This window comes from Actinomadura sp. B10D3, from assembly GCF_039871695.1.
In the GTDB taxonomy this organism is placed as follows: Bacteria; Actinomycetota; Actinomycetes; order Streptosporangiales; family Streptosporangiaceae; genus Spirillospora; species Spirillospora madurae.
Map to the genome: position 1 here is coordinate 26,928 of NZ_JBDPLY010000044.1, position 12,491 is coordinate 39,418.

Here is a 12,491-nt window from a genome sequence, read left to right on the forward strand (position 1 = left end):
CCTCATGGGGGACACGCTGAAGAGCGCACACCGGACGATGTGGGCGCTGGGGAACTACCCGGAGCTGGCCGAGGACGTCATCCCGGACCTCGGCGGCGTCCTGGTCCGGGCCGCCGGGGTCGGGCCGGGCCGGCGAGTACTGGACGTCGCGGCCGGCTCGGGGAACGCCGCCATCGCCGCCGCGCTCGCGGGCGCCGACGTGGTCGCGAGCGACCTGACGCCGGAGCTGCTGGACGCCGGAAGGGACGCGGCGGCGGCCCGCGGGGCGACGCTGCGGTGGCAGGAGGCCGACGCCGAGGCCCTGCCGTTCGCGGAGAACGAGTTCGACACCGTGCTGTCCTGCGTGGGCGTCATGTTCGCCCCGCACCACCAGGCCACGGCGGACGAGCTGGTGCGCGTCTGCCGGCCGGGCGGCACGATCGCCCTGCTCAACTGGACGCCGGAGGGCTTCATCGGCCGGATGTTCACCACGATGAAGCCCTACGCGCCGCCGCCCCCGCCGGGCGTGCGGCCACCGCCGCTCTGGGGCGACCCCGGCCATGTCCGGGCGCTGCTCGGCGACCGCGTCACCGGCGTCACGGCCCGGCGGGAGACGGTGCGGATCGACCTGTTCGGCACGCCGGAGGACTTCCGCGATTACTTCAAGAGCCGCTACGGCCCGACGATCGCCGTCTACGACCGCATCGCGGACGACCCCGGTGCGGTCGCCGACCTCGACCGGGCCCTGGCCGATCTCGCCCGCGACCACGACCTGGGAGGCACGGGCCTGACCATGGACTGGGAGTACCTGCTCGTCACCGCGCGGAAGGCGTAGCGCCGGGGCCGCCGGGGCCGCCGGGTCAGCCGGAGCTGCCGACGGCGGCCTCGGCGTACTCGGCCGGGAGTTCGGCGCGGTAGGTCTCGATCTTGGCGTTCAGCTTGGCGAGGCTGCGGCTGTAGTCGCGGCTGGACAGCCAGAACTTGTAGATGATGATCAGCTCGAAGGCCAGCAGCCCGGCACCGCTGACCACCACCACGGGGATGATGGCGCCGGAGACGATCGCGGCGGCGATGGGCGCGACGATGAACACGCCCATCTGGAACTCGATGCCGCTGATCAGGTGCGGCCGGATCCGGCCCGCCATCAGCACGTTGCGGATGCGCGCGTACCAGGGGAAGCGCTGGTTGAAGCCCTGCTGCATGGCCGCGATGGCCGGGTCGTCGGCGACCACCCGGTCCTCCAGGTCGGCCTCGGGGTCCCCGGTCAGCGCCTCGGCGGAGCGCAGGTCCTCGTCGGCGTCGGGGATCTCGCCGTTGGCGCGGCGGGCCGCGAGTTCGAGCGAGTGGGCCTCCTCGCGCGCCGCGTTCAGCCTCGTCCGCATCTGGGAGCGCACCTTGTAGATCTCCAGGGCGTCCATGTAGCGGAGCATGTCGAGGAAGACGACGCCGAGGGCCGTCCAGACGTAGGCGACGTTGCCGGTGGCCGCGTACTGGCCGGCCATCAGCGCGATCGCGCAGGCCAGGACGCGGACGCGGTCGAAGATGTAGTCGAGCCAGGCGCCGAAGACCGAGCCGGTGCCCTTCAGGCGCGCGATCTTGCCGTCCATGCAGTCGAGCGTGAACGACAGGTGGTACAGGGCCGCGCCGGCGAGCAGCCACGGCCAGGACGCGACGGCGAAGCACGCGCCCGCGCCGAGGCCGAGGATCAGCGCCGCGACGGTGAGCTGGTTGGGGGTCACACGCGTCCGGTTGGCCGTGAACCTGACCAGCCGGGACGCGAGAGGGTCGACCAGCAGGACGGTCCACCAGGCGTCACGCGCCTTGTACGTCCGTTGCCGAACGTCATCGAGCGTGAAGTTCGCCATGGAGTTCCTTTCAGAGTGCGGAGCGGTCCGATGCTATCGGCTGTCCGGTTCGGGACACGGCAATGTCTCCGATCCGAGATCCACCGGTCACATGATGATCACTACGCTGGGTAAAGTTGGTGGGTGCGCGTCCGTTTCCTGACCCACCTGCCGTTCGCCTGCGTGATCGCGGCGGCGATCTGGATCCGGGTGATCGTGGTTCTCGGCTACCCGGCACCGATGTGGTTCGGCGACTCGCCCGAGTACCTGGAGTCCGCGGTCGAGCTGCGGCCCGGGCCGACACGTCCGAGCGGCTACTCGTTCCTGCTGTGGCTGATCAAGCCGTTCCACAGCTTCACGGTGATGGTGTCGGTCCAGCACGCGATCGGCGTGCTGACCGGCGTCCTCGTCTACGTCCTGGTGTGGCGGGCCGGCCGCGCGGCGACGGCGTCCGGCGAGACCGGACGGTGGGCGTGGCGGGCGTGGCTGCCCGGGGCGCTCGCGGCGCTGCTCACGGTCCCGGTGCTCCTGCCCGTCCACCAGATCGCCCTCGAGCACATGCTCATGTCGGACTCGCTGTTCACCTTCCTGCTGCTCGCGGCGGTGGCCGCGGCCCTGTGGCGGCGGCGGGCGACGTGGTGGCTCGCGGTCCTGGCGGGGGTGCTCGCCGCCGCCGCCGCGCTGACGCGGTCGACGGGCCTCCCGCTGATCGCCGTGATCCTCGTCGCGCTGCTGGTCCGGCGGGCGGGGTGGCGGGCCTGCGCGGCGGCCGCGGTGGCGTTCACGCTGCCGATGGTGGGCTACATGTTCTGGTTCAAGGCGGAGTACGGCCAGTTCGCGATGGCCAAGGCCGGCAGCATCTGGCTCTACGGGCGCACCGCGACGTTCGCCGACTGCCGGGTCATCGAGCCCCGCCCGGAGCTGCGCGTCATGTGCCCCGAGCGCTCCGACCCGCGCATCTCCCGCCCGTTCGCCGCCATGTGGACGCCCGACTCCCCATTCCGCGACCTCCCGGGCTGGATCTACGGCGACCAGGCCAACGAGCTCGCCGGAGAGTTCGCCCTGGACGCCATCAAGGCCCAGCCCGTCGACTACACGAAGGTGGTCGTCCGCGACACCCTGCGCGCCTTCGAGTGGAACCGCGGGCCGTACCCGACGCCCTGGACGTGGCTCCAGTACGAGTTCCCCGAAGGCGAGGCGTGGAGCGACAAGCAGGCGCTCGCCGCCGAGAAGTACGACGCCGACGGCGGCGAGACCAGGGTCGTCCGGCCGTGGGCCGGGCAGGTCCTCGCCTACCAGGACCACGTCGCCATGCCGGGGACGGTCCTCGGCGTCCTGCTGCTCGGCGGGCTGGCCGCGGCCCTCCCGTACGCGAGGTCCCGCGGGCGGTGGGAGCCGCTGCGCCCCGTCCGGCACTGGGGGACCGGCGCGATGCTCCCGTGGGGGACGAGCCTCGCGCTGCTGGTGATCCCCGCCGCGACCGCCGACTTCGACTACCGGTACGTCCTGCCCGCGGTGCCCTTCGCCTGCGTCGCGCTCGGCCTGGCGCTGTTCCCGCCGTCCCGCCCGCGGAAGGAGGCGGCCCCCGAGGACGACCGGAAGGCGCCCCGGAAGAAGGTCAGCGCCTAGCGGCGCCCGGTGTCGCGGCGGGGCGCGGCGCGCAGCCCGTCCAGCATCCGCTCCCACTTCGCCGCCACCGCGGAGACGCCGAACCGCTCCGCCGAGGCGCGGGCGTTCGCCGACATCGTGCGCCGCAGCTCCTCGTCGTCGATCAGCCGGATCAGCGTCTCGGCGAGCGCCCCGACGTCCCCCGGCGGGACGAGCAGCCCGTCCACCCCGTCGGTGATGATCTCGCGGGGGCCGCGCGGGCAGTCGAAGGCGACCACCGGCAGCCCGCACGCGAACGCCTCGATGATCGTCATGCCGAACGGCTCGGCGCGCGACGACATCGCGAGGATGGACGCCTTGGCCAGCTCGCCCTCCATGTCGTCGGTCGGCTCCAGCATCAGGACGTTGTTGTAGAGCCCGAGCCGGGTCGCCTTGCGGCGCAGCTCCTCGCGCCGCGGGCCGTCCCCGTGGATCCGCAGCCGCCACTCCGGATGCTTCTCCACGACCTGCGCGAACGCGCTGATGAGCAGGTCATAGCCCTTGATCCAGACGACCCGCCCGGCCGCGACGACGACCTTGTTCTCCTGCCGGGAGCGCGGGTACACCCGCGACGGCAGGCCGTTCCCGATCGTGTGGACGGGGCAGGACCCGTCCGGGAGCATCCGCTCGTAGTCCTCGGTGTCGGCGGCCGTCAGGCAGGTGAGCGCGTCCAGCCGCGGGTACCACTTCTCGATCTCGGCGAGGATCCCGGCGCCGTTGATGCCTAACTGGAGGTGCTCCTGCCCGACCGCGATGACCTTGCGGGGCGCCAGCCGCGCCGCCATCAGGTTGAGGCCCGCGCGGGTGGTGACGAGCACGTCGGTGCGGAGCCTGCGCAGGAACCGGCCGATCCGCTCGTCGGTCCACGCGGAGTACTTGTTGAAGCTGCGCTCCTCCGGGTGGACGAGCGTGCTCGGCTCGGCCGTCAGCCGCTTCGCCCGCCCGGCGTGCGGCCAGCCGACCTTGGCCTCCGGCCGGACGTCGATCAGGGAGCGCAGCCGGACCCGGTCCGACAGCGGGAACACCGGCCGGTCGGCCGTCCGCCGCACGCTGACGATCTCCACGTCGTGCCGGCGGGACAGCTCGTCGGCCAGCGTGAACGTGGTGCGCACCGTGCCGTCGATCGTGAAGGCCTCCAGCAGCAGGAAGGTGATCTTCACGATCCGGTGTCCTCGGGGACGAGGTGGCACGCGATCGACAGCTCGTCGTCCAGCGTGTAGTACGGCCGCACGGTCATCTCCCGGTCGGCGGACGCGGTCACCTGCCGAGGATAGGACAGCGTGCCGCGCTTGCCCGGGGCGTCGTCCAGCCGGGTGGCGAGGCGGGCGTGCACGGTCTCGCCGACGTCCAGCCACAGGTCCCAGAGGGCGGGCTCCCAGGCGGCGAACGCGCGGACGTCCAGGCGGGCCTCGAACTCGGTCCCGTCGAGGCGGACGTCCCACGTCACGGCGCCCTCGCGCTTGCGCGCCACGGCGAGGAGGCGGGCCTTCTCCCCGGGCTGCGGGCCCGCGTACGCGAGCCGGCCGACGATCCCGATGTCGCCGCCGCCCGGGTGCACGGCCTCGACCTCGGCGTGCGGGACCACCTCGTGGACCTCCAGCGTGACCCGCCCGTCCGGCAGCCGGACGACGCGGGCGGCCCGGTCGCGGGCCAGGGCGGCGTAGGCGCGCAGCCCGTCGTGGGAGAAGCCGGGATCGTCGGTCAGCAGCGGGCGGCCGATCGAGCCCGCCTCGACGAGCACCTCCCAGGCGCCCGGCGAAAGCCCGGCCAGCGGCAGGGTCACCGAGAGCCGGTCGCCGGTGAGGGGCTCGGCCCGGCTGTCGCCGGACGCGCCGTGCCGCAGCACGATCCGCGTCCCGTCCGGTACGGGGGCGGGCCAGCGGATGACCAGCTCGTCGTCCGTCCCGACCCTGCAATGATCAGCAACCGCGTTCACGGTCCGTTCGCCTTCCCCGATGTCGAGGGCGCAGGCGCGCAGCCTACCAACGCCCCTCCGGTGCGCTCGCGCGTGTTCCGTCCCACTGGCCTCAACCGGTCGCGTCGAAGACCCGGTCGACGGTGCGGGCCGCGGCCCTGCCGTCGTCGAGCGGGCAGAACCGGTCGACGAAGGCCTGGTAGCGGTCCCGGTGCCCGGCGGTGGCGGACTCGACGTCGCGGATCGCGTCGATGAGGTCGTCGGAGGTCTCCACCAGCGGGCCCGGCGACTCGGCCTCGAAGTCGAAGTAGAAGCCGCGCAGCCGGTCCCGGTAGTCGGCGAGGTCGTAGGTGAAGAACAGCATGGGCCGGCCGGTGTTGGCGTAGTCGAACATCACCGACGAGTAGTCGCTGATCATCATGTCGGAGATCAGGTACAGCTCGGTGATGTCGGGGTACAGCGACACGTCCCGAACGAAGCCGTGCTCGTCCTCGGTGACGCCGTCCACGACGTTGGTGTGCAGCCGGACGAGCAGGACGTGGTCGTCGCCGAGCGCGGCGCGGGCCCGCTCCAGGTCGAGCCGCATGTCGAACTTGTAGCGGCCGCGGCTGTAGTACTGGTCGTCGCGCCACGTCGGCGCGTACAGCACGACCCGCTTGTCCTCGGGGATGCCGAGGCGCTCCTTGACCTGCTTGGCGACCGTGTCCGCCTCGGGGCTGTGCATCAGGTCGTTGCGCGGGTAGCCGACCTCCAGCATCTCGCCCTTGAACGCGAACGCCCGGCGGAAGATCTCCGTGCTGAACGGGTTCGGGGACAGCAGGTGGCTCCACTCGGGCACGACTGGCCCGGCGGCCTTCGCCTGCAGCGCCTTCTTCATGCCGGGCGCGTACGCGAAGTGCACCTCCTTGATGTCGCTGCCGATCTTCTTCAGCGGCGTGCCGTGCCACGTCTGCAGGACGATCTGGTCGGGGTGCCGCCGGAACGCGTCGCCCAGCCGGTGGTTGGTCACGATGTACCGCGACGTGGCGAGCGCCTCGTTCCACTCGCGGCCGTTGAGGCGCACGGCCTTCAGCGTGCTCGGCAGCTCCACCTGCGCGTCGTTGACGACCCACAGCTGCTCCAGGTCCATGCCGCGGCGCAGGAGCTCCTGGTGGATGGCCTTCGGGCTGTCGGAGTACTGCCGCCCGCTGAAGCAGGAGAACACGACCGCGTCGCGCAGGCCGTCGCGGTCGACGCGGCGGCGCGCCTCCTCCCGGTACTTGGAGCCGGCGCTCTTCTCCTCCGCGGAGACGTCGCCGGTCACCGCGACGGCGAGCCGCCCGTCCCGGGACTCCAGCGCGTACCCGCGGCGCGCGACCTCCAGCGGCTCCGGCAGGTTCTGCTGCGCAGGGCCCGACAGCCGGACGGTCAGCGCCCGGCCGCCCGGCGGGCGGAACAGCACGTCCCAGCGGCCGGGACGCAGCGGCAGGACGCCCGCGACGCCCGGCACGGCCGCGACCGGCACCTCGGCGCGCAGCACGCCCGACGACGGGTCGGCGACGAGGTCGAACGCGTGCTCCTTGCGGCGGCCCCGGCCGCGCAGCACGACCTGCCCGCCGGCGTGGGCGGGGTGCGTCGCGGTCAGCGCGAGCGTCCCGTCCGGCCGCCAGACGCAGTCGTCGACGGCGAGCCGGACGGTGGTGCGCCGCACCCGCAGGTAGCCGCTCGGGCCGCGGCCCGCGGTCACCTCCAGCGGGCCGAACGTCCGCGCGGCGTCCTCGACGCCCTCGGCGAGCACGAGGGGGCGGCCCGCGACGGAGGCCGTCCAGTCGCGGGTGTCGTCGATCTGGTCGGCCGGCATCGGGGACCCTTCGAGGTCCGCCGGGTCGACCCGGGCGGTGAACCCGCCCTCGGTCGCGGTGACCGGCACCCGGAGGCGGTCGTCGCCGAGCGCGAGCTCCAGCTCCGCGGGCGCCGGGCCCTCCGCGGCCACCTCGACGACCAGCGCGGTGTCGTCCCAGCGCAGCGCGGTGGCGCGCGCCGTGAGCTTCTCGACCTTGATGACGAGGCGGCCGTCCTCGATCCGCGGGACGACGCGCACGTCGTCGGCGACGTAGTGGTACGGCGGGTGGGCGCCGCTGCCGGAGCTGCCGCCGCGCAGCGGGCCCCGCCGGAACACGCCCGCGTTCAGCACGGACGCGTCGACGCTCCAGGTGCCCTCCTCCCACCGCCCGTGGTCGCGGAGCCGGTTCACGTCGAAGGTGAACTCGAACCCGGACCAGCCCGACTTCTTGCCGGGCTTCGGCGTCTGCCGCGCCCGCGCGGTGATCTTCCGGTCGCCGGACCGGAGCGTCATCGTCTTCATCGACGTCCAGCGGCGGCGCATGCTGACCGAGTTGATGTAGGCCTCGCCGGTGACGGTGAGCGTGTCGCCCGACCAGCTCACCGCGTGCACCCGGCCCCGCAGCCGCACCTCGTCGCGGGCCCGGTAGACCTCGCGGGGGATGTCGAGCTTGGAGTCCTTCCAGTACGGGTAGACGACGTACCGGCGCAGCGGGTCGCGGACGATCGACGGCGACGCCTTCCCGCGCTCGTACCGGACGACCTTCACCAGCTCCGTCGTGCGGCCCGTGGTGGCCAGATGCCACTTCAGGCGGGTCAGCGCGGGCACCTCGCCGAGCAGCTTCGCGGGCAGCCCCGACGCGTACGCCGCCGCCTGCGCGACGACCTGGTCGCGTTCCCCGGCGGGCACGTCCGGCAGCGCGTCCAGGAACACCCGCAGCTCCTCGCCGGCCGCGAGGAGCCGGACGCGGTGCAGCGACCGGTCGTGGCCGTGCTCGCCGAGCCAGCCGGTGGCGAGGGTGACGGCGCCGAACCCGTCCGCGATCTCCTGCGCCTCCGTGGTCGCCGGGAACGGCTGGCGCCGCCGGTGCAGCACGACGTCGGGCAGCACGTCGACGCCCTTCGCGAGGTGCAGTGCCTGGAGCACGGCCGGCAGGTCGTCGTACCGGCCGAGATCGGGGAACTCCAGCCCGTGCTCCGTCCAGAAGGACCGGCGGAACAGCTTGCCGGAGATCCTCCGCTCGGCCACGAGGTCGGGGGTGCGCCGCACGTCCGTTCCGGTGACCGGGTCGAGGGACGCTCTGACCGGCCGCCACGCGTGCACCTGCCCCGTCCACCGGTGCACGGCCTCGCGGCCGAGCGCGATGTCCGAGCCCGACGCCTCCAGCGCCGCGGCCAGCGCCGCGAGCGCGCCGGCGGGGAACTCGTCGCCGCCGTTGACGAACAGCAGGAACTCGCCGTCGCTCTCGGCGACGCCGAGGTTGCGCGCGGCGCCGCGGCTGAGCGCGCCCTGCCGGACGATCCGGAACCGGTCGTCGGGGACGGCGGTCTCGGCGGTCGCGCCGGTGCCGTCGTCCACCACGAGCACGGCGAGGTCCGGGTGGGACTGGGCGGCGAGGGACGCGAGGGTGCCGTCCAGCGACTCTCCGGCCCCGTGCGCGAGCACGATCACGCTGATCCTGCTGACGGACAAGCGACCCACTCCTTTTTCACTTGGTCAAGGCCCGCGGCGATGCCGTCGGGCCTGTCGGTACTTCACGCGGCGGGCGGGTGCCTGGGAGCGTGAGGGGGTGTGCGCCGGATGCTACTGCGGCGCGGGCGACGATGGGGGCTGGTGCGGAGGATTCGGGACCTTCTCCCCCAGGAACATCCGGCGGACGGCGCGCTCGGCGGCGTTCCCGTCGTCCCAGGGGCAGAACCGGGCCCGGAAGTTCGCGAGGTTCTTCGACGCGGCGTCGCTCCAGGCGGCCCGGGACACGAACGCGTCGACCAGCTCGGCCTCCGTCGTGGCGACGGCCCCGGGCGGCGTGGCCATCAGGTCGAAGTTGACGCCGCGGGTGAGCCTGTAGGTCTCCCAGTCGTTCGCGTAGATCACGATCGGCCGGTCGAGGTTGGCGTAGTCGAACATCACCGAGGAGTAGTCGGTGAGCAGCGCGTCCGAGGCGATCATGAGGTCCTCGACGGACGGGTGCTTGGACACGTCGATGACCCGGCCCTCCGGCCAGCCCATGTCCGCCGCCAAGTTCTTGATCTTGTAGAAGTAGTGCGCGCGCAGCAGCAGCACGTACCCCTCGCCGAGCCGGTCCATGACCCGGCCGATGTCGAACATGGGGCTGTAGCGGCGCTGGTAGTCGCGGTGCGTCGGCGCGTACAGGATCGCGGTCGCGTTGCCCGGGACGCCCAGCTCGGAGCGCATCCGGCTGCGCTCCTCCTCGGTGGCCCGCACGAGCCGGTCGTTGCGCGGGTAGCCGATCTCCAGCATCTCGTAGTCGCACGGGAACCCGCGCTCCCACGCCTCGGTCGACAGCGGGTTGGACGACACGAGGTAGTCCCAGCGGTCGGACCGGGTGATGAGGGCCTTGAAGTCCATGTCGTTGGCGCCGACCGGGTACTCCATCTGGTCGAGGCCCATCTTCTTCAGCGGCGTGCCGTGCTGCGTCATCATGTGCACCTGCCCCGGCCGCTTCACGTAGTTGTCGGGGAAGTTCACGTTGTTGACGAAGTACTTCGCGCGGGCCAGCGTCCGGTAGTACTCGGCGGACCCGGCGACGACGTGGTCGACGCCCTCCGGCATGGTCTTGCGCGCCCCCGGCTTCACCACCCACACCGGGGTGATGTGCGGGGCCAGCTCGCGGACCTTCTCGTAGATCGCCGCGGGGTTGCAGGCGTACCCGCGGTACCAGTACGCGGCGAACACGGCGAGGTTCTCGTCGACCGGGAGGCGGCGCTGCACCTGGTAGTAGCGTTCCTTGGCCAGCTCCTTGCCGATCAGCACGCCGCGCTTGCGGATGCCGGCCGCCTTGGTGGCCTTGCGCTTCGCCTTGTCGCGGGTCTCGGCGGCGCGGACGCGCTGGAAGCCCCGGTAGTCGTTCGCCTTGATCAGCCGGTGCTTCTCCGCGAGGTACGGCTTGTCCTCCGGGTCCGGCGGGACGTACCCGGGCGGCTCGTACCGGTTGTACGTCTTCGACATCTCGGCGAAGAACCGCTCGTTCTCCGACTCGTGGACGCGGTCGCCGCGCTCGATGATGACGAGCAGGTGCCAGATCGTCCGGCTGAACATCAGCGGCCGGAACTGGTCGGCCTCCGGCCCCATCGCGTCCATGAACTCGAAGATGCGGTCGTACTGCGCGAACGCGTCGAAGTGCTTGGCGCCGGTCGTCTTGGTGATCGCGCCGCGGCGGCGCTGCCGGTAGATGTAGCAGACCCGGTCCAGCAGGCTGAGCCGCTCGGCCGCCATGAGGATCGGGTAGGTGACGTTGACGTCCTCGTAGTAGCCGCCGCTGAACCGCAGCCCGAGGTCGAGCAGGAACTCCCGGCGGATCGCCTTGTTCCACGCCGTCATCATCATCTCGAGCACGCTCTGCCGCTCGGACAGCGTGAACACGTCCGGCGCGGGCGGCTCGCGGAACAGGTCGTTGATGATGCTGCGCTTGACCTTGCCGTTCCAGTAGGAGCGGGCGTAGTCGAAGACCAGCACGTCGGGGCGGGTCTCGGCGAGGCGGTCGCAGATGGCGCGGACGGCGCCCTCGGTCGCGTAGTCGTCGCTGTCGAAGAACCAGACGTAGTCGCCGGTGGCCATGTCGAGGCCGATGTTGCGGGCGTGCCCGAGCCCGACGTTCTCGGTGAGGTGCCTCACCTTGACGCGAGAGTCCCGCTCGGCGAACTCGTCCAGAATCTCGCCGCACCCGTCCGGTGAGTGGTCGTCGACCGCGATGACCTCGAGGTTGGGCAGATCGGGGTCGAGGATCGAATCCAGACATTGCCGGATGTACCCCTGCACTTTGTGCACGGGCACGATGATGCTCAGGGAGATGTGGTGATCAGAGCTCACGCGTAGACCAATCAGCTACTCGGTGAATCTGGACTATACCCGCAGATCGCCGTTGAATCTTATGTCCGCCCATGGGCGGGCTTGAGCAACCATCTCGCGTCGGGCTCCACGGCCCACCGCGTGAACCGCTGGACGGGCGCGGTGGCGAGGACGACGCCGAGCGCCGTGCAGGCGAGCGTGACCGCCACGATGCCGAGCGGCCCGTGCAGGACGGGTCTGTCCAGCATGCCGGTGTAGTCGAACGTCTTCACGATGAGCCCGTGCAGCAGGTACACGTACATCGTCCGGGTGCCCATCTCGGTGTACCAGGCGCGCCCGCGCGGGATGCACGCGAGGAACGCGGCGCCGAGCAGGACGGCGAACGCCAGCGTCACGAGCCGCCAGGACATCCCCTCCGCGGCGCCGAACCCCATGTCGGCATAGCCCTTGTTCCAGTACAGGAAACCCGTGTCGATCCTGGGGACGACGTCGCCGAGCCGCCAGACGTAGGCGACGGGCAGCGCCGCGGCGAGCACCGCGAGCCCCGCCCAGCGCGCCCATCCGGCGCGCAGCCGGCGCACGTGCTCGGGCTTGATCGTCAGCCCGAGGACGAACAGCGGGAGCAGCCCGGCCGCCCGGCTGAGCGTCGAGTCGGCGGTGAACGCCCAGCTGCCCGCGACGAGGCTCAGCGCGACGGAGATCGCCACCGGGTGCCGCAGGTGGGCCCAGAGCGGGGCGCTCAGCCGCCACAGGACCAGCGCCACGAGGAACCACATCAGGAAATGCGGCCGGAAGATCTCGCTCAACCGGAAGTCGACGCCGTTGATGAGAATCAATTGCGCCCGGTAAAGCAGAATGAATATCACATAGGGCACGACAAGGGTCGGGAAAATGCTGCGGAACTTGTCCGTCGAGCGCATGAACCCGCGCGAGAAGTAGCCGGAGATGAAGACGAAGACCGGCATGTGGAACGTGTACAGGACCACGTAGGCGGCGTCCACGGCGTTGCTGTCGCCGAGCTGCGCCCACACGTGCCCGAGCACGACCAGGATGGCCGTGAAGAACTTGGCGTTGTCGAAGTAGGCGTCCCGCTGCTTGGGCGCGGGGGCGGGCGGGGCCGCGCCCGGCTTGCCGGCGGGCGTCCTGACGTCCGTCGGGATGGCGGGATACGTGCCGCCCTGGGCGGTCGCACCGCCCGGGGCGGAGGGCGCGCCGCCGGTGGCGGGCTGGGGGGTCGGGAGGATGTCGGTCATAG

The 12,491-nt window shown here is 71.8% G+C and carries 8 protein-coding genes; 2 read left to right on the plus strand and 6 right to left on the minus strand.

Annotated elements, in window-relative coordinates:
• Positions 1–4: 4 nt before the first annotated feature.
• Positions 5–814 carry a class I SAM-dependent methyltransferase gene (locus ABGB11_RS39545; protein ID WP_347640669.1) on the plus strand — a complete coding sequence of 270 codons (810 nt, stop codon included), beginning with the start codon at positions 5–7 and terminating at the stop codon, positions 812–814.
• Positions 815–839: 25 nt separating this feature from the next.
• Here ABGB11_RS39545 and ABGB11_RS39550 read toward each other — a convergent pair whose 3' ends face one another.
• A complete protein-coding gene (locus ABGB11_RS39550; protein WP_347640670.1) occupies positions 840–1,844 on the minus strand; it encodes a CDP-alcohol phosphatidyltransferase family protein in 1,005 nt (334 codons plus the stop codon).
• 123 nt (positions 1,845–1,967) lie between these two features.
• Here ABGB11_RS39550 and ABGB11_RS39555 point away from each other — a divergent pair, with 123 nt between their 5' ends.
• Complete coding sequence (locus ABGB11_RS39555; RefSeq protein WP_347640672.1) at positions 1,968–3,452, plus strand: hypothetical protein; 1,485 nt, start codon at positions 1,968–1,970, stop codon at positions 3,450–3,452.
• On the opposite strand, the gene ABGB11_RS39560 is transcribed toward ABGB11_RS39555, so the two are convergent.
• The 5 genes from ABGB11_RS39560 to ABGB11_RS39580 all read right to left on the minus strand — a co-directional run bounded on the left by ABGB11_RS39560 (position 3,449) and on the right by ABGB11_RS39580 (position 12,489).
• On the minus strand, positions 3,449–4,630 hold the full coding sequence (locus ABGB11_RS39560; RefSeq protein ID WP_347640673.1) for a glycosyltransferase family 4 protein: 1,182 nt from the start codon (positions 4,628–4,630) through the stop codon (positions 3,449–3,451). The genes ABGB11_RS39555 and ABGB11_RS39560 overlap by 4 nt on opposite strands.
• Positions 4,627–5,406, minus strand: a complete 780-nt coding sequence (locus tag ABGB11_RS39565) for a hypothetical protein (protein WP_347640674.1) — start codon at positions 5,404–5,406, stop codon at positions 4,627–4,629. The genes ABGB11_RS39560 and ABGB11_RS39565 overlap by 4 nt, the downstream gene beginning before the upstream one ends.
• A 91-nt stretch (positions 5,407–5,497) precedes the next feature.
• Entirely contained in the window at positions 5,498–8,899 is a 3,402-nt protein-coding gene (locus ABGB11_RS39570; protein WP_347640675.1) for a CDP-glycerol glycerophosphotransferase family protein, read from the minus strand.
• 111 nt (positions 8,900–9,010) lie between these two features.
• Positions 9,011–11,257, minus strand: coding sequence for a bifunctional glycosyltransferase family 2 protein/CDP-glycerol:glycerophosphate glycerophosphotransferase (locus ABGB11_RS39575; RefSeq protein ID WP_347640676.1), 2,247 nt, complete (start codon positions 11,255–11,257; stop codon positions 9,011–9,013).
• A 59-nt stretch (positions 11,258–11,316) separates the two neighbouring features.
• Positions 11,317–12,489 (minus strand): acyltransferase family protein, encoded by a 1,173-nt coding sequence (locus ABGB11_RS39580; protein ID WP_347640677.1) that lies wholly within the window; start codon positions 12,487–12,489, stop codon positions 11,317–11,319.
• Positions 12,490–12,491: the final 2 nt, after the last annotated feature.

What these genes read in the sequence shown, in the direction of transcription:
- ABGB11_RS39550 (WP_347640670.1), bottom strand. Translation starts at nt 1,844, where the DNA reads ATGGCGAACTTCACGCTCGATGACGTTCGGCAACGGACGTACAAGGCG.
- ABGB11_RS39545 (WP_347640669.1), top strand. Translation starts at nt 5, where the DNA reads ATGGGGGACACGCTGAAGAGCGCACACCGGACGATGTGGGCGCTGGGG.
- ABGB11_RS39580 (WP_347640677.1), bottom strand. Translation starts at nt 12,489, where the DNA reads ATGACCGACATCCTCCCGACCCCCCAGCCCGCCACCGGCGGCGCGCCC.